This window comes from Faecalibacterium sp. Marseille-P9590 (assembly GCF_017377665.1).
GTDB lineage: Bacteria > Bacillota > Clostridia > Oscillospirales > Ruminococcaceae > Faecalibacterium.
Genome location: NZ_JAFREF010000004.1, coordinates 79,421 through 96,472, shown reverse-complemented (window position 1 = coordinate 96,472; position 17,052 = coordinate 79,421). Strand labels below are relative to the sequence as shown.

The 17,052-nt window shown below is 56.3% G+C and carries 16 protein-coding genes; 2 read left to right on the top strand and 14 right to left on the bottom strand.

Annotated features, from left to right (window positions below):
- Positions 1–83: 83 nt before the first annotated feature.
- The 5 genes from J3349_RS06680 to J3349_RS06660 form a co-directional block, all read right to left on the bottom strand.
- Positions 84–1,136, bottom strand: coding sequence for a C4-dicarboxylate TRAP transporter substrate-binding protein (locus tag J3349_RS06680; RefSeq protein ID WP_207676856.1), 1,053 nt, complete (start codon positions 1,134–1,136; stop codon positions 84–86).
- 253 nt (positions 1,137–1,389) lie between these two features.
- A complete protein-coding gene (locus J3349_RS06675; RefSeq protein ID WP_207676855.1) occupies positions 1,390–2,688 on the bottom strand; it encodes an extracellular solute-binding protein in 1,299 nt (432 codons plus the stop codon).
- Complete coding sequence (locus tag J3349_RS06670) at positions 2,685–3,356, bottom strand: response regulator transcription factor (RefSeq protein ID WP_207676854.1); 672 nt, start codon at positions 3,354–3,356, stop codon at positions 2,685–2,687. Before J3349_RS06670 ends, J3349_RS06675 begins: the two co-directional genes overlap by 4 nt.
- Positions 3,353–4,687 carry a sensor histidine kinase gene (locus J3349_RS06665; RefSeq protein ID WP_207676853.1) on the bottom strand — a complete coding sequence of 445 codons (1,335 nt, stop codon included), beginning with the start codon at positions 4,685–4,687 and terminating at the stop codon, positions 3,353–3,355. The genes J3349_RS06670 and J3349_RS06665 overlap by 4 nt, the downstream gene beginning before the upstream one ends.
- Entirely contained in the window at positions 4,684–5,649 is a 966-nt protein-coding gene (locus J3349_RS06660) for a sugar ABC transporter substrate-binding protein (protein ID WP_207676852.1), read from the bottom strand. Before J3349_RS06660 ends, J3349_RS06665 begins: the two co-directional genes overlap by 4 nt.
- 166 nt (positions 5,650–5,815) lie before the next feature.
- On the opposite strand from J3349_RS06660, the gene J3349_RS06655 reads away from it, so the two are divergent.
- Entirely contained in the window at positions 5,816–6,802 is a 987-nt protein-coding gene (locus J3349_RS06655) for a LacI family DNA-binding transcriptional regulator (protein WP_207676851.1), read from the top strand.
- Between the two features lie 153 nt (positions 6,803–6,955).
- On the top strand, positions 6,956–7,960 hold the full coding sequence (yiaK, locus tag J3349_RS06650) for a 3-dehydro-L-gulonate 2-dehydrogenase (protein ID WP_207676850.1): 1,005 nt from the start codon (positions 6,956–6,958) through the stop codon (positions 7,958–7,960).
- A 198-nt stretch (positions 7,961–8,158) separates the two neighbouring features.
- Here the strand turns inward: yiaK and J3349_RS06645 are convergent, their stop codons facing one another.
- The 9 genes from J3349_RS06645 to J3349_RS06605 all read right to left on the bottom strand — a co-directional run bounded on the left by J3349_RS06645 (position 8,159) and on the right by J3349_RS06605 (position 17,038).
- Positions 8,159–9,433, bottom strand: a complete 1,275-nt coding sequence (locus J3349_RS06645) for an SLC13 family permease (protein WP_207676849.1) — start codon at positions 9,431–9,433, stop codon at positions 8,159–8,161.
- A gap of 305 nt (positions 9,434–9,738) precedes the next feature.
- Positions 9,739–10,365 carry a L(+)-tartrate dehydratase subunit beta gene (gene ttdB / locus J3349_RS06640; RefSeq protein WP_207676848.1) on the bottom strand — a complete coding sequence of 209 codons (627 nt, stop codon included), beginning with the start codon at positions 10,363–10,365 and terminating at the stop codon, positions 9,739–9,741.
- Positions 10,365–11,264, bottom strand: a complete 900-nt coding sequence (ttdA, locus tag J3349_RS06635) for a L(+)-tartrate dehydratase subunit alpha (RefSeq protein ID WP_149794483.1) — start codon at positions 11,262–11,264, stop codon at positions 10,365–10,367. Before ttdA ends, ttdB begins: the two co-directional genes overlap by 1 nt.
- A 68-nt stretch (positions 11,265–11,332) precedes the next feature.
- The gene (locus J3349_RS06630; protein ID WP_207676847.1) at positions 11,333–12,601 is read right to left on the bottom strand and encodes an SLC13 family permease; all 1,269 of its coding nucleotides are present in this window, start codon (positions 12,599–12,601) and stop codon (positions 11,333–11,335) included.
- A 428-nt stretch (positions 12,602–13,029) separates the two neighbouring features.
- On the bottom strand, positions 13,030–13,650 hold the full coding sequence (locus J3349_RS06625; protein ID WP_112144378.1) for a DUF1847 domain-containing protein: 621 nt from the start codon (positions 13,648–13,650) through the stop codon (positions 13,030–13,032).
- Positions 13,651–13,669: 19 nt separating this feature from the next.
- Positions 13,670–14,314 carry a GntR family transcriptional regulator gene (locus J3349_RS06620; protein WP_177801593.1) on the bottom strand — a complete coding sequence of 215 codons (645 nt, stop codon included), beginning with the start codon at positions 14,312–14,314 and terminating at the stop codon, positions 13,670–13,672.
- Positions 14,292–14,870, bottom strand: a complete 579-nt coding sequence (locus J3349_RS06615) for a GntR family transcriptional regulator (RefSeq protein WP_177801592.1) — start codon at positions 14,868–14,870, stop codon at positions 14,292–14,294. Before J3349_RS06615 ends, J3349_RS06620 begins: the two co-directional genes overlap by 23 nt.
- 235 nt (positions 14,871–15,105) lie before the next feature.
- Positions 15,106–15,321 carry a DUF6061 family protein gene (locus tag J3349_RS06610; protein WP_207676846.1) on the bottom strand — a complete coding sequence of 72 codons (216 nt, stop codon included), beginning with the start codon at positions 15,319–15,321 and terminating at the stop codon, positions 15,106–15,108.
- Positions 15,322–15,805: 484 nt separating this feature from the next.
- A complete protein-coding gene (locus tag J3349_RS06605; protein WP_242699553.1) occupies positions 15,806–17,038 on the bottom strand; it encodes a tyrosine-type recombinase/integrase in 1,233 nt (410 codons plus the stop codon).
- Between the last annotated feature and the right edge of the window lie 14 nt (positions 17,039–17,052).

Genomic DNA, 17,052 nt, shown 5'->3' with positions numbered 1-17,052 from the left:
GTCCTTATTCACAACACCTCCTGCACAGCGAGCTGCCATGCAGGAGGACATTTACGTTACGGTCGATTCAGCTTTTTAAGGGCTCAGGCCTCGACGCCGGCTTCCTTGTACAGCTGCTCGCGCAGCTCGGTCCAGCCCAGCTTCTCGTATGCGGGCTTGACAGCCTCACGGAAGACGTCCTTATCGACCTCGACGATGGTCATGCCGTTGTCGGTCAGGGTCTTCTCCATGTCAGCCTGAGCAGCGATGATGTCCTGAGCATTGTTGTATGCGCAGTCGTTGAAGTCCTTCTTCATGACTTCCTGATACTCAGCGGGCAGCTTGTCGAACCATGCCTGACCGCAGATGACCATGTTGAACAGGTTGATGTGCTCGGTCTTGCTGACGTACTCGCAGACCTCGTAGATCTTGCTGGAAACAGCAGAGGTGTACTGGACTTCGCAGCCGTCGATGGACTTGGTCTGGATGCCGTTGTAGACCTCAGACCATGCGATGTTGTACGGGGTAGCGCCCATAGCGGAGATGGACTCAACGTACGGGTCAGCACCGGGGGTGCGGATGACAGCGCCCTTCAGATCGGCGGGGGTTTTGTAAGGCTTGTGGCCCATGAAGGAACGAGCACCGTCGTAGTAGTTGTAGCACAGGCCGCAGATGCCGTTGTTGGCCAGGTCAGCGTCCCAGCCCTTGAAGGTGTCGGTAGCCATCAGCTTCATGCCGTCCTCGTAGTTGTCCACGATGTAGGCCATGTTCATGATGCCGATGTCGTTGACGTAGCTGGACAGACGGCCTGCGTCGGTCAGGACGGCGATGCCCATGCCCTGCAGAGCCTGGTCGATCATGTCCTCCTCACCGCCCAGCTGGCTGGAAGGATAGATGGTGACCTTCACATGGCCGTCGGTGTCCTCAGCGACCTTGTCGGCAGCAGCCTGCAGGCCCTGATAGATCATGGAAGTATCGGTCTGGGTGGTGGAGAGCTTCAGCTCAAAGACCTCACCGGATGCAGCAGAACCGGCAGTGGAGCCGGAAGCAGCGGTGCCGGCGGTAGAAGCGGAAGAACCGCCGCAGGCGGTCAGGGCAGCAGTTGCAGCCATAGCGCCGCAGACAGCGAGAAACGAACGACGAGAAATCTTCTTCATGTGATTTTTCCTCCTGATTTTTCCAAACAGATCTTGCTCTTCTCGGATGAGCCTCGCGCAGGCCCATCTGATTTTCATGGCTTTATCATACCATGTTCATGTCCTGTTCACAGCTGTAGAATGTCACAAGCAGAATATGACATTCTGCCAAACAAAACATGACAAATGTCACTTCTTTCGTCAAACAGTCGAATAAAAGCCCGTTTTTATGCAGCAGTTTGCACAAAAGCGGGCTTTCTGCGTGGATTTTTTGTCAGCTTGTCAATGTGATGTCGAGCTGCTGCTGAATTTGCAGCAGCTGCAATTCAAAGTTCTTGTCTGCCGACATGGCCTCGGTGATCAGGCGGTCGGCGCTCTCCATCGCCTGATGATACCGCGCAAAGCGGGGCATGGCAAGCGTATCCTCCATGATGGCAGGCAGAGTAGACATTCCGCGGGAGGCGGTGTCCTGCGAGTCCAGCTGAAGCAGCCGGGCGACCTCATCAGATTCCGTCACACTGTGCAGGGCGGACACGCCGCTCAACTCGGTGTAGACCATCGTCTGCATCTCCTCCGTGCAGGCAATGGTCTTCAGCAGCTCCCACGACAGCCGGGAATGCTTTGTGCGCTGGCTGATGCCCAGCATGAGGGTGCTCAGCCGGGAGTAGTTGCCGCCGCCGGCGCTTGTGCCGCTGGGCATGGCGATGCAGTCCCACTCAAAGTTCGACGAGCGCTTGATGCGCCACGGATACGGCTCATAGCTGCGGTACTCGGAAAACAGCATCGGGCGGAACGCCACTCTGCCCTCGTCGAAGGTCTTGTCGCTCAGATCCGTTCCGGCGTTGAGCTGGTAGATCTGCCGCGCAAACTGCATGGCGGACTCCTGCGCGCTCTGGTTCAGCAGGCAGTGCTGGCCGTCCTCACTGAACAGCGAACAGCCGTTGGCCACCAGCGCCTCTTCCCAGCCGTAATCGTAAACGCCGAACTGGTCAACGATGCCGTCCCCGTCCGTGTCTCTCGTCAGCTGCTCACACAGGCTGTAAAACTCGTCCCATGTCCAGTCGTTATCCGGGATGCGGATGTGCTCTTTTTGGAGCAGTGTCTTATTGATGAACATCATCTGCGGCACGCATTCCAGCGGCAGCGCATACTGTTTCCCCTTGTCGGCTCCGGCCTGCAATGCCGCCGGGTAAAAGCCGCTCAGATCCACTTCCGGGTCTTGCTTCATGAACGGATCCAGCTCCCGCAGGGAAGCTGTATCGCTGAAAATTACAAAGTCCTCGGGAAGAATCACCATCACATCCGGCTCCTGCCCCAGCAGGTACTGGCCGCTGAGCCATTCGGTGTAGTCTTCGACCCGGATGCCGCTGGTGTACTCGACTTTCACGTTGGGGTGCTCTGCCTCAAACTTTTCAATGGCGGCGTCAATAAAGGTATAGTAGTTCTCGCCCGGGACATTCCAATAGCTGTCACACGGGAAGCCGATGTGCAGCACCACCGGACGGCTGGCAGCCGCCAGAATGATGACCGCCGCCAGCAGAAAGGGCAGCGCGGCTTTCCAGTACCGGCTCATGCGTCTGCCTCCGGCTGGCTGTTCTGGTTCTGCACCGCCCAGATGGCCAGCTGGGTGCGGTCACGGAGTTCCAGCTTGCGCAGGATGCTGCTGATGTAGTTGCGCACCGTGCCTTCGGAGAGATAGAGTCTGCCCGCGATCTCCTTGTTGGAGAGGCCGCAGCCCACCTCGCGGATGACCTGCCACTCCATCTTGGTCAGCTCCAGCGCATTCTTTTTATTCACGCGCACCTGCACGTCGCCCTGTGCCATGCGGGAGAACATCTGCAAGACCTTGGACGCCACATCCGGGGCGATGATGGAGCCGCCGCGCGCGGCCTCCCGCACGGCGTTGGTCAGGCCGTCCACCGAGACGCCCTTGAGCAGGTAGCCGGAAGCGCCGTACCGCAGAGCGTCAAACACATAATCGTCATCGTCAAAGGTGGTCAGGATGATGACCTTGATGCCCGGAAACTCCTGCTTGATGCGGCGGGTACACTCCACGCCGTCCATCTCGGGCATCCGAATGTCCAGCAGCACCACGTCGGGCTGCTTTTCCTCTACGAGTTCCAGCGCTTCACAGCCATTGGCGGCTGTACCCACCATCTCAATGTCTTCCTGCTTGCTCATCACAAAGCTGAGGCTCTGACGGATCAGTTCCTGGTCGTCGGCCAGAAGCACCTTTATCATACCGTTTCCTCCTGTTTCCTCTTTTCACTGCCCGGGGTCTTGCGCAGAGGGATCTCTGCCCGGATGCAGAACCCGTCGCTGTTCTCATACCAGAACGTGCCGCCCAGCATGAGCATCCGCTCCTGCATATGCTGCAAGCCAAAGCCCGGCGTCACGCTCTTGCAGCCGATGCCGTTGTCCCTCACCGACACTTCCAGCACGCCGTCCTCGATATGGCACCGCACCTGGACCCGGGTGGCGTGGCCGTGGCGGATGGCGTTGGTGATGCCCTCCTGCACGGTGCGGTAGACGCAGTCTTCCTCATCCTGCGAGAGCGTCAGCCCGGCCAGCGACTCTTCCAGCTGGATCTGCGCGCCGCTGCTCTGCGCCATGCTGGTACACATCTTGTTGAGCGCACCCGAGAGGTTTTCTTTTTCCAGCGAGTCCGGCCGCAGTGCCTTGACCGAGCGCCGGACATCGTTCATGCCGTTGCGGGCGGTGTCGGCTATCAGCTCCATCTGGTGCCGTGCCATCTCGGGCGAGTCGTCCATCATCTGGATGCAGGCGTCTGCGCCCGCTGTGATGCCCGTGAGCACATGGCCTAACGTGTCGTGGATCTCGCGCGCAAGGCGGTTGCGTTCCTGCACCTGTGCGGTGTGGGCGCTCTCCTCGGCGTAGATGCGCAGCTGCTCGTTGGCCTGCTGCAGCTGCTGGTTCAGGTTCAAAATCTCCTGTTTCTCGCTGGTCTGCTGGCTGATGAACAGCACCATGTACAGGATGAAGAGTATCATTTCCAGCGCCGACAGGCTCTCGATCACCAGCTGCAGGACGCTGCGGGTGTGCAGGCTGTAAAAAGCCAAGTATTGTTTCAGCGTCACGGCATGGAGAGCGCTGGTGGCGGCGTCCATGTTGCAGAAAAGGTACACCACGATCATGGCGCTCAGAAAGCGCTTCTGCCGGAGAGCGCGCGGGTCGTCCACCATATCCACGATCGCAAACAGAGCGATTTTGTCGCAGTTCTGCTGGAAGATCAGCGCCGAGGCACTGTACAGTACGCCCTCCAATAAATATAACTGCCAGCTGCTGCGGGAGAGAAAGCCGCTGTCCACCTCATGGGAGCACTTGCTCAGGATGGTGCCCACCGCTGCCAGCATCACGCCCAGGGCAAGCACACCGGGGCGGTACGGCAGCCATTGCAGCTGCTGCAAAAATGTATCCGCACGGCCAACTCTCACCGCGTAGAGCGGCGTGATGATCTGCACCGCAAAGATGAGCAGGATCAGAAATACCGTCAGCCACTCAATGGCATGGTAGAGCACCCGGAGGCCAATGGACAAATTTTCAGTTTTCATTGCCAGCCCTCCGTGCCGTAGCGCAGAATATCCTCCTGCGTGATTTGATTTACCGGCACCACGATGTTGGTCAGGTACGGCTTGCCCTCCAAGATCTCGTACACCACCTCTGCCGCCATCCGGCCGATGCGGAGGGGCGACTGTGCCGAGGTGGCCGTCATCAGCCCTTCGGAGATCAGGGCTTTCGCCTCCGGTGAACCGTCCACGCTGTAGACCAAAGTTGACGAGAGCACGCCCTTTTCTTCCAGCGCCGCCATTGCGTCCAGGGCCGCCTGCTCGTTGACGGCCATCACGACGTCAATGCGCGGGAACGTCTCCAACAGCTGCACCATCGCGCGCATGGCGCGGTTCAGCTCGCCGCCGCAGTCCCGCAGCTCCAGAATCTGGTAGTCGTTGCCGCTTTTGGTCAGGGTCTGGCAGAAACCTGAAAGTCTGTCCCAGCTGGAGAACGAATCCGAGTTGGACAGCAGCACGATGCGGGCGCTCTTGGTCTGGCTGATGAGGTGACGGGCGTCCAGCAGACCGGCGCCGTAGTTGTTGGAGGTGATGGTGCAGGTGACAAGCTCCGGGTCGTCCACCTTGGAGTCGATGAGGATGACCGGCACGCCCTTTTCCCTCGCCTTTTCCAGCGCAGGCGTCACGCCCACATAATCCACCGGGTTCACGATGAGCAGCTCAATGCCCTTATTGAGCATATCCTCGATCTCCTGATTCTGCCGCTCTTGATCTTGCCCCGGGTCACGCACCAAGAGCAGATCGCCGTTGCTCTTGATCTGCATTTGGATCTCATCGTTGATGGTCTCATAAAACGGATCACTCAGGGTCGTATACGTCGCCCCGATCATCCGCGTATGAGTCGGCAGACGCACCGCGTCGATAAACCTTCCCTGCACCCAGATGCCCACTGACACCGCAACCACCAGCATCAGCATCCCCGCCAATGTCCGCCGAAACAGCTCCATCTGCATCCCCTCCTTCCGGCTAATGAGTGGTTTTATTATAGCCCAGTTTCCATCCGGGAACAAGGGCAAGTTTTTCGGTACACCGTCTTCCTCTTCATCTTGACAACCACACGGCGGCAGGGTATGCTTTAACCATCCAACCACATCTGATTTTACAAGAGGGTCTATGAATATTTACGATATTGCACGGGAAGCCGGAGTCTCGATCGCCACCGTCTCCCGCGTGCTCAACCACAAAGATACTGTCCGCGCCGACACCCGCGCCAAGGTGGAAAAGGTGCTCAAACGCTGCAACTACGCTCCCAGTGCCATTGCACAGGGCATGGTCAGCAAGAGCCTGCACACGGTGGCCGTGCTCACAGTGGACATCCGGGATTCCCACTATGCCCGCACAGCCTACACCATCGAGCGCGAGTTTGGCCGCAGAGGGTACGAGGTCATCCTCTGCAACACCGGCGGCGACAGGGCGGAGACGCTGCGCACCCTGCAGGCTGTGGCGCAAAAGCAGGTGGACGGCCTCATCCTGGTCGGCTCGATTTTCAACACCATCTGTCAGGGGGCAGAGATGGAGAACCTTCTGCGCAAAATGCCCGTCGTCCTTGCCAACGGCACGCTGGCTCTGCCGGACGCCTATTCGGTCATGGTCGATGACTGCCGGGGCGTCGAGATGGCCGTGGAGCATCTGGTGAAGACCGGACGCCGGAACCTCTACTATATCAAGGATAAGTCCACCGACAGCGCCGCCGCCAAAGCGAAGGGCTTCCTCTCCGGGATGACCGCTGCCGGTCTGGACGCAGACGGGCATGTTCTCGAAACCGGCGAGACGCTGGAGGACGGCATCCGCGTGGTGCAGCAGCTTTTGGCCGAGGGCATCCGCCCGGACGGCATTCTCTGCGGTGAGGATCTGACCGCTGCCGGTGTGCTGAAAGCCCTGCTCCGGGCGGGCATCCGCGTCCCCGAGGAGACCGCCGTGGTGGGCTATGATAATTCCACCTATGCCCGCCTGTGCGAGCCGGAATTGACTTCCGTGGACAACAAACCGGAGCAGGTGGCCTTGCTCTGCGTCCAGCTGCTGCAGAGCCGCATTGAGCACGGCGAGGACTATTCTTCTGTCACCTTGCAGCCGGAACTCGTTCAGAGGCAGAGCAGTTAAAGTGTAAAATCTTAGGAGAGTGTGTCTTCCTCGAAATGTAAGCGGTTACGCGAATTTTGCAAAATCGCTTGATTTTTGCTTTTGTTATGCTATAATCAAGTCAAGAAAGCGCTTACATTATTCTTTTCAAACACTGCTCAGGAGGAGATTTTCATGAAACGTGTCGCCTACGAAGAAATGGTCGCTCAGTTCACCCGCGTGCTGGAAAAGCACGGCTTCACCCCGGCGGACGCCAAAGACGCCGCTGTGATTTTCGCCCAGAACAGCCTTTCCGGCGTGTATAGCCACGGTCTGAATCGCTTTCCGCGCGTGGTGAGCTACCTCGAAAAGGGCGAGATCGACCCACTTGCCCGCGCCGAGTGCATCTCCCGCATGGGCAGTATGGAGCGCTGGGGCGGCCACCGCGGCTTCGGCCCGCTGAACGCACAGCGCGCAATGGAGCGTGCCTGCGCCCTCGCCAAAGAGAACGGCGTCGGCATCGTGGCATTGGGCAACAACAACCACTGGATGCGCGGCGGCACCTACGGCTGGCTGGCCGCCGAAAAAGGCTGCATCGGCATCTGCTGGTCGAACACCGCCCCCAATATGCCTGCTTGGGGCGCCAAAGACTGCCGCATCGGCAATAACCCGCTCATCCTCGCTGTCCCCCGCTCCGACGGTCAGCACGTCATGGTGGACTGCGCCTTGAGCCAGTTCAGCTACGGCAAGCTGGAGAGTACCCGTCTGGCTGGCAGGCAGCTGCCCGTACCCGGCGGCTGCGACGAGGACGGCCAGCTCACGACAGACCCCGCCGCCATCGAAAAGAGCGGCCGCGCACTGCCCATCGGCTACTGGAAGGGCAGCGGCCTCTCCATCCTGCTGGATTTGATCGCCACCCTCCTTTCCGGCGGCAATGCCGTCCACACCATCGGGACCTTCGGCGACGAGATCGGTCTGACCCAAATCATGATCGCGATCGACCCCACTAAATTTGGCACCGTCGAGGAAAACGACGCCGTCATCGACGCCATCCTTGCGGACATCAAGGCCAGCACCCCGGCCAGACCGGATGGCGAAGTCCGCTGGCCCGGCGAAGGAATGCTGCGCACCATCAAAGAAAACCGCGAGCTTGGTGTTCCGGTGGTCGAGGAGATCTGGGAGTCGGTTTTGAAGATGTAAAACGATATGCTCATTTTGAGTACATCGTTTTTCTCCAGCAAAAAGAGAGAGGGCCGGACGGTGCCAGCCCTCTTGACAGAATTATGAGATGCTCAAAAATTTCTGCTGCTTTTATTGCGGTTTTCAAAAATAGCGCCGAACAGAACGGCATATTTACGATATGCAGTTTGCGCATACTACTGCGGTGGGAAAATAGAATCAGGCAAAAGGATAAAGTGTCGGCAGGAAAAATACGGACACGACAATGAGGATGAGCGCCAGCGGGGTACCACACTTGAGATAATCCTTCAAGGTGTATCCGCCCGGCTCGATGATCATGATCTGGCAGGGAGCTGCCATGGGGGTCATGATGGACACACAGCTGGCTGTGATCACGCCGACCACGGCAGCACGGGGGTCTACGCCCATGCGAATACAGGCGGAAGTGACCAGTGGGATGAAGATGGTCAGGGTAGCCAGATTGGACATGACCTGTGTCAGAATGAAGGGAACAAGGAAGAACACCAGCATAATGATGTACGGATTGGTAGTATCGCCCAGCAGGCGGATCATCCAGTCTGCCACCACATCGCCTGCACCGGTGGTCTGGATGGCGTCCGACAGAGCCAGCACACCGGCAAACAGGAAAATGGTCGGCTGGTGGATGGAGTTGAGGGCTTCCTTCTCGGTCAGCACACCCGTCAGCACCAGAGCGGCAGCGCCGATGCAGGAAGTGAGATACATCTTGACACCAATGACATTTTCCAGCAGCATCATTGCAATGGAGACCAGAACGATCAGGACAGCCAGTTTGCGCTTAAAGGGGCTGAGTTTTTCGCTCTCAGAAGCCGTATGTGCTGCATCTGAAAACTGCTCGTTGGGAATATCCGGCATCAGCTTATAGCCAACAAAGGTCATGTACAGGATGGCAATGGTCAGCATCGGGATGCGCGCAATGGTGAAATCCCAGATGTGCAGCGGTGTCGGTGCGCCGGCCTGCATCATGACATCGTTCCATGCCATGTTGGAAGCACCCTGACCGAGAAAGGTCATCTGAGTGGCAATGTTGGCACAGGCCATAGAAGGATACAGCAGCTTGCTGCGGCTCACGCCGATGTCGTTCGCAATGCCTACCAGCAGAGGGATCATGATAGCGGCAGTTGCGGTGGCACTGGTGATGGCGCCCAGAAACGCACCTGCCACGCAGGAAAGAAAGATCAGCATCCGCATATTGTCCTTGTAGCGGATGACCAGACTCTGGGCTTTGTCAATCAGGGGTGTTTTGGTCAGCCCTGCACCGATGACGAACATGGCTACGAACATGACCACGTTCGTGTTGATGAAGCCGCCAAAGGCCTCGGCAGGGGTCTTGATGCTGGTGAGGATCAGCGCCAGAATGATGCCGGTAGAAATGACCGAGAACGGGACTTTACCGGATACAAAGGCGATGATCGTTACAAGCAGGATGACCAGTGTGATCTCCAATGGGCTCATTTGGGTTGTCCTCCTGTGGATTACTTCCGCCTTGCAGATGCAAAGGCACTTGAATGTTTATATTTGACCGCAAATAGCAACACCCCGGATGCCGATATTACAGACAGCATCCGGGGTGTTTTGCGGAGAAGCAGGATAAACAGGGTAATGAAGATAGAAGTAAATGATAAGAAGTCTGTTGGATCGGTGAAAGCAAATATGGTTGTTAGAATTAACGTGATAGTGAGTTCATTTTAGGAGAAGAAGCTTTTGATGGATGGTTGCTCTCCGCAGGGTATAGGCAACGCTGGCTTCGCAGTTGGATCTTATTTGATGAAGCCAACGTGCTTGCAAATTTCCTCGACAGCTTTATCCTTGCGCTGATTGAAGATGACCTTGTTCTCTTCGAACAGGTTGCGGCCCTCAGCGTCGATGGAAACGATCAGGGGGCCAAACTCTTTAACGTGGCAGTGCCACAGAGTTTCCGGCATACCGAGGTCACGCCACTGGGCCTCGACGATCTCCTCCACCTCGGTGGCAGCCACAACGGCGTTACCGGCAGGGAAAACACAGTGGATGGCACCGAACTCCTTGCAGGCGCGCTCGGTGTTGGGGCCCATGCCGCCCTTGCCCACGATGACGCGGACACCGGACTTCTGCACGAACTCATACTCGAACTTCTCCATACGCATGGAGGTGGTGGGGCCCACAGACACCATCTCGAACTTGTCGTCCTCCAGAGGGCGAATGATGGGGCCGGCGTGGAAGATGGCAGCATCCTTGACGTCCACAGGCAGCGGGCGGCCCTCTTCCACGAGGCGGCGGTGCGCCACGTCACGGCAGGTGGTCAGGTCGCCGTTCAGGTAAACGACATCACCGATATGGATGTCCTTCAGGTCTTCTGCGGAGACCGGAGTCGTGAGAATTTTCTTTCTGTCTTTGATGGTCAGCATTACAAAGTCACCCCCGAATGAGTATCAATGGTGTAGTTCAGATCTTTATCAAAAATGATGTGGCCGCGGCGATGGCTCCAGCAGCCCACGTTGACGGCAACGCCGATGGCAGAAGGATGGCGGGCAGTGTTCTCAATGTGCACGCCCATGACGGAGTACTTGCCGCCCATGCCCTGAGGACCAAGGCCGATGGAGTTGATGCCGTCCTCCAGCAGCTTCTCCATATAGGCTGCGCGCTCGTTCTCGTTGTGGCTGCCCAGAGGACGCATCAGAGCCTTCTTGGACAGCAGAGCGGCGGTCTCAACAGAGGTGGCAACGCCCACGCCCACCAGCAGCGGGGGGCAGGCATTGATGCCGTAGCTGGTCATGACATCCATGACGAACTTGGTCACACCTTCGTAACCTGCACCGGGCATCAGAACCATGGCCTTGCCCGGCAGGGTGCAGCCGCCGCCTGCCATATAAGCGTAGATCTCACACTTGTCGCTGTTCGGGATGATGTCCCACCACACGGTGGGAGTGCCTTTGCCGACGTTGCGGCCGGTATTGAACTCATCGAAGGTTTCAACACTGTTGTGGCGCAGGGGTGCTTCGAAGGTGGACTTGACCACAGCCTCCTTCAGCAGACCCTCTACCTCACCGATGAGGGGGAAGTCCACGCCGCACTTTACCCAGAACTGGAGCACACCAGTATCCTGACAGCTGGGGCGGTTCAGCTCCTTGGCCAGCTTCTGGTTCCGCTTCATGGTCTCATAAATGACCTTGGACAGCGGTGCGTCCTCCTGTGCGCCCAGCTCATCGAGCTTGGCAATGATGTCGTCCGGCAGCACCTTGGCGATATGGCTCACAAAGTTTGCCATATAGGTCGTCATCTGCTGCACCTGTTCCTGTTTGTTCATTCCAATGCCTCCTTAGCTTTGGTACATTTTGCGCGTTGGTTCACTCATATTCAACGTTCCTGCCCGCTTTACTGCGGGAAGAACGGAAATGCGATGGGAAGGATCACCATGCTGACAACCGTTGCGATGAGGATGAGGGGCAGGCCAGCCTTGGCATAATCCTTGAAGGTGTAACCGCCGGCGGAAACCACCATGGTGTTGGCGGGCATACCGATGGGCGTTGCGTAAGCGCAGGAGCCGCCGATGACACAAGCCATCAGGACTGCGCGGGGGTCGGCACCCATGCCCTGTGCGATGCTCAGGCAGATGGGAACCATCAGAGCGGTGGTTGCGGTGTTGGACATGAAGTTGGTCATGACGCAGCAGAGCAGGAAGACCACCAGAGTCAGGACGTAGGGAGAGGGATTCTCGCCCAGAGCACCAATGACGATGTTTGCAATCTCTGCGCCTGCCCCGGTCTTATCCAGTGCAGAGGCCAGAGACAGCGTACCACCGAAGAGGAAGATGGTCTTGAGGTCGATGGACTTCAGGGCGTCTTTCTCGGAGATGACACCGGTGAGGATCAGAGCCAGCGCACCGATACAGCCGGTGATGTTGAGCTTGATGCCGATCTGCTTTTCAAAAATCATGCCCAGCAGGGTGAGCACGAGGATGACGAGGGAGAGCACCTGTTTCCACTTGGGAACATTGCTGAAGTCCTGCTCGCCGCCGAAGGAGTCATCATCGGAGACGGGGTGGTTGGGCAGCAGCTTCATGCCAAGGGTAGCATAGAAGAGGATGCCGGCGGCGAGGATGGGCAGGCCCACGATAGCGTACTCGAAGAAGCCGAAGGACATCCCGATCTCACCCAGAGCACTCTGGGCGATGAGGTTGCCCGGTGCGCCGATGAGGGAAAGGTTGCCGCCCATGGCAGCTGCAAATACCAGCGGCATCAGCAGCTTGGAGCGGGCATAGCCGGACTTTGCCGCAATGCCGATGACCACGGGGATCAGGACGGCGGCGGTGCCGGTGTTGGAGAGCACGCCGCTCATCAGGCCAACGATGACCATGATGGCCACGATGAGGCTGCGCTCGGATCTGGCAAAGTGGGTAACGATGCCGCCGATCTTGTTGGCCATGCCTGTTTCAAACAGTGCACCGCCGACGATGAACATGGCGACAAAGAGGATGACGTTGCTGTCGATGAAGCCTGCAAAAGCAGTCTTGATGTCCAGCACGCCGGTGACGACCAGACCGATACAGACGATCATGGACGTTACGCCGAGGGGGATCTTCTCAAACACGAACATGACGACCGCGAAGAGAAGAAAGAGTAGGGTGATGGTTGCTGCTGACATACTGGGGATCCTCCTTTAATGAAATATAATGTATCCATTTCATCAGAGCAAAACAGCCCTGACTTTCGGAACGCCCCAGCTGCACCTCGTTGTGCAGAGTCTTTGCCGCCGTGCTGTGCCCTCACAGCCCTTTTTCGTTCTGGAAGGATCTGCCCGGAACCTTAGAATTCCGGGAATCTCGGCAGCCTTTTTTTAAAATTTTTATATCTAATCTTTGATAATGTATCCACTTGACGACACGAGAATACACCCGAAACAGAGATTTGTCAATCCCTTTTTTCGAGTTTTGTCGCATTGCACGGATTATGTACCAATTTTTGTGCACGCCAGACAAACAGTAGGATACAAGAAGACCCCACTCTACCGCTTTCTGCAAAAAAAACGCGCGCTCTCCATCTGCTTTGGAGAACGTACGTTTTATCCTTCTTTTATTCCAGCCGCTTTTTGAAATACCCCTCGGCACAGTAAATGGCACCACAGGGATTATGCGCCAGAACGCGATCCTTGGCCACCAGCGTTGTGACCATGGCGTCCGAATACTTATAAAACATCGAGTCGTGTCCCACACAAAGTCCGACCTCAATGTTGAACTCGGTGTGCTGTTCGTTCAGAAGCTTTGCCTGTGCGATGGGGTTGCACATGGCCTCAAATTCGCCGGGGTGGATCTTGACCTCTTCCGGGATGCCCACCTCTTCTTTGGAGATACCACCGGTCTTGCAGATGACCGACACCACCTCAAACCCCTGCGCACGGAGCAGGTCGGCCACGATGCGGGCTTCCTTCCGCAGACCTTTGCAGAATGCAAGACCCAGCTTGTGGTAGCCCATCCGCTTGCAGAACTCCACCGTCTCCTTCAGGCGGGGCCACTGGCAGTAGCCAAGCCCCTCAATGGCCGAACAGTTGACGTAGAAATCGTGATTCTCAGGCAAATCATAGCCGGCGCGGGCGGCCTCCATCACCGAAGCATTCCGCATAGGGCAGTTTTTGGGCATCTTTTCCGGCTCGTTGTTGGCGCAGGCCAGAACCGTACAGTTCGCACAGGTATACACTGTCTTGTCCTCCTTGATCTTATAAATAATAGGTCAGCGCATCGTCCATGCTGCGCAGGATGTGCTTTTCCATTTCAGCCCGTGCGGCCATCGCATCCCGTGCTTCCAGCGCCGCATAGATCTTTTTATGCTCGCTCTGGGAGTTGAGGGCATAGTCCAACTCGCTCATTTCCACACCAATGGACAGGCCGTTCCACAGCTCCGAGAGAAGATTGCGCATTTTTTCATTGCCGGAAGCTTCCCAGATCTCAAAATGGAAGGACTGGTTGTAGTCAGTATAATTTCCGGCCTGCTGATGAGAAAGAGCCTCCTCTGCAGTATCCACGCAGTTTTTGATCTTGGACAGGTCGGCATTGTTCTGGCAGCAGAGCATACAGGCGGTGCCTTCCAGCGCAGCGCGCAGCTGGTAGTGCTCCCGAATCGTTTTTTCCGTTACGCCCAACACAATGGCGCACTTGTTCTGCTTGACTTCCAGCAGACCGTCACGGGCAAGGATCTGAAAGGCCTCCCGCACCGGCGTGACCGACACGCCCAGTTCCTGTGCGGTGTTTTCCAGCGTGAGTTCTGCGCCCTCCGGGATGCTTTTTGAGATAATGGCTTTCCGCAAAGCGGAAGCTACCCGCTCGCGGGCAGGTAGCAGCTTAATGGGTTTCAGTCCCAGCATATTGACTCCTTATCGTTAAAATCAGATGCAGCAGTTCTTCTTCATAGGTGTTCCATGCATCCAGCACATCAGGGGAACCCTGACGGTCCAGCATCAGCAGGCGGGACAGCCGGTCGTTCACCGGCGCAGGACGTGCGCTCACGGCAAAGGCAATGTAGGTCTCCTGAATGCTCTCCAGCAGCTTGCGGTGCAGCGGATAGGGCAGGACGGTCCGCAGGGTACGGTGCTGCAGCATCTCGTCTCCTGCCAACATCGCATCCTGCGGCAGCGCACGCATCGCCTGCCGTTCCAGTTGTGCACCTAACGCCAAAATCTGCCGCAATGCATCTTCGTTCAAATCAGCAGCTTTTACATGGTTGTTGGGCAGGCGGATGATAAGACCCTGATATTCAAGGATCATCAAGGCCTCCCGCACCGGCATCCGAGAGACACCGAGACTCTCTGCCAGTTCGTTCTGGGTCATTTCAGTGCCCGCCGGGATCTGCCCAGATAAAATGGCCTGCTGCAGGGCTTCCACTACACCGCCGTTTTTCTTCTGGATGCCGATATATTCCATAGAACCCTCCGTGCAAATGTCTTTTTTATATTGTATCCAATTTTACAATAAAAAGCAAGACTTCCTTTATGACAAACAAAAATACCCGGCAGATTCTTTATGAAAAATCTGCCGGATATAGACCGGATGCCCTTGGGGCGTTCCATTCTGAAAAATTGCAGGGCAAATGCAAGCTGTGTTAACTGTTATGGAACCTTGTCAATCAATCTTCCATTCTTCCATGGTCACAGCCAAGTTACAGGTAGTGCTCAATCTCCCCTCTCAGCACAAGCTGTGCATACTCCAGCGGTTTATTGTACAGCAGCCAGTCCAGCTCTGCCCGCTGTGCCGGGGTGTTGCCGTATTCGTCCTCAATGGCGATGCAGTCGATGGAAAGAATGGCTCCATCCTCGAACCGGGCTTCCACCCGGTTGGTGTCCATGTTATAGTGGCAGGAAAGCAGTTTGTTCATAAGAAAACCTCCATATTCTTCACAGTTGCTTCTTTTGCGGTGGAAAGTTCCGGCTGTCCGTTTGCAGATTCATAAATCCGCTTTTTGATGCAGCCCTTTGCAGGTCTGCACCCATCCACCACACGCTCCAATTTTACGCTAAATGCGAACAACGCTCTTTTTGCTCTGCACAAAATCCTACATCGTTTGGCGTAAAATTGGCGTATGGCGTAGTTTTTGCTGGAAATTCGCCAAAAGAAAAAGCCTGAAGCTTCTCGGTACATCAAGAAGTTTCAGGCCTTGTTTTGCTTAAATTGGAAATTTACTGCTCGATTGGCTTCATGGTGGGGACAGGTCAAAGAAGGCTCACAAATGGCTTTATTTTCCTTTATAAGCCTATCCATGCGGCTTCCTTTTTCCTGCTCCCGTACGTCACCCTACGCAACTCTCCACAACTTACCGGCAATTTGGTGTAAAAGTGGTGTAGTAGTTGGTGTAGTGGATTTCAGACCGAAATGCCCAGTTTACCGTTCAGATTTGCAAAGGAATGGGCTTTGGCTTCCTTGGTGGCTTCTGCGTAAATCTCCATCGTGGTGCTGATGTCCCGGTGTCCCATGATGTCCTGAATGATCTTCAGGTTGGTTTCATTTTCACACAGCCGGGTGCAGAACGTGTGCCGGAGATTATGGCAGGAGAAAGGCGGCAGCAGCTGCGGCTCCCGTTTTTCCTTTTCGGCCTTTTCCAGTTCGGCTTCGTTGTATGCCACGCTGATGCGCTTGATGGCGCGGTTGACCGTCTGCGGGTTCTGCGGCTGGCCGAAGCGGTTCAGGAATACGAAGTCTGAGATTCCGTCGATTTCGTATTCGCATACCAGTTCCAGCTCCTGCTGGTTGGCGCGTTCCTGTTCCAGTGCCTTCCGCACTTCGGGCAAGATCGGAATTGCCCGCTTACCTGCGGCAGTCTTGGGTGTGGACATAGTGAAGTAGCAGCCGCCCACCTCGTGGTCATGGTACACCAGATTGTGCTGGATGGTGATAAACCCACTCTCAAAGTCGATGTCGCCCCAGCACAGACCAACCGTTTCCGAGATGCGGCATCCGGTACCCAGCATGAAGGTAAACATCGGGAGCCAGTGCTGGAACTTCGGCGTTTTCTTGATGAAATTCAGAAACGCCTGCTGCTGGGGCAGGGTCAGAGCGTGTCGTTTGGGCGTTTCGTACTGGTGGGCGGCTTTTATAGCCGTCAGGACACCATCCGTGGGATTCACACGGATGTACTCATCGTCCACCGCCACCGCAAAGACCTGATGAAGAACATTCTGGATGGTTTCCAGCGTGTTCAATGCCATCTTGCCGTTGCGGACGATGCCATTGTAGTAGCTGCGGATATCCGACTTGCGAATGTCCTTGAGCTTCATCATGCCGATCTCATCCCGAACAAACCGATTGTACATATAAACGTAATTGGCGAAGGTATGCTCTTTCAAGCCCACCTTGTTCTTTCGCCACAGTTCAAACAGGTCGTTCAGGGTCAGACTGCACTCCGGGATGCGGATGCCATCTGCCAAATCGTGCTGGATCTTCTCTTCCTTTTCGCGCAGCCCCTCCAAAGTTGCATCATAAATGGTATGGCGTTTTCCGTTTTTCGCAGTCCAACGGTACATATACAGCCTGTCACTCTTGCGGTAGACCTCGCCATCCTTCAGAACACGGCCTTTATTGTCTTTGCGTCTTTGCATATAAACTCTCCTTT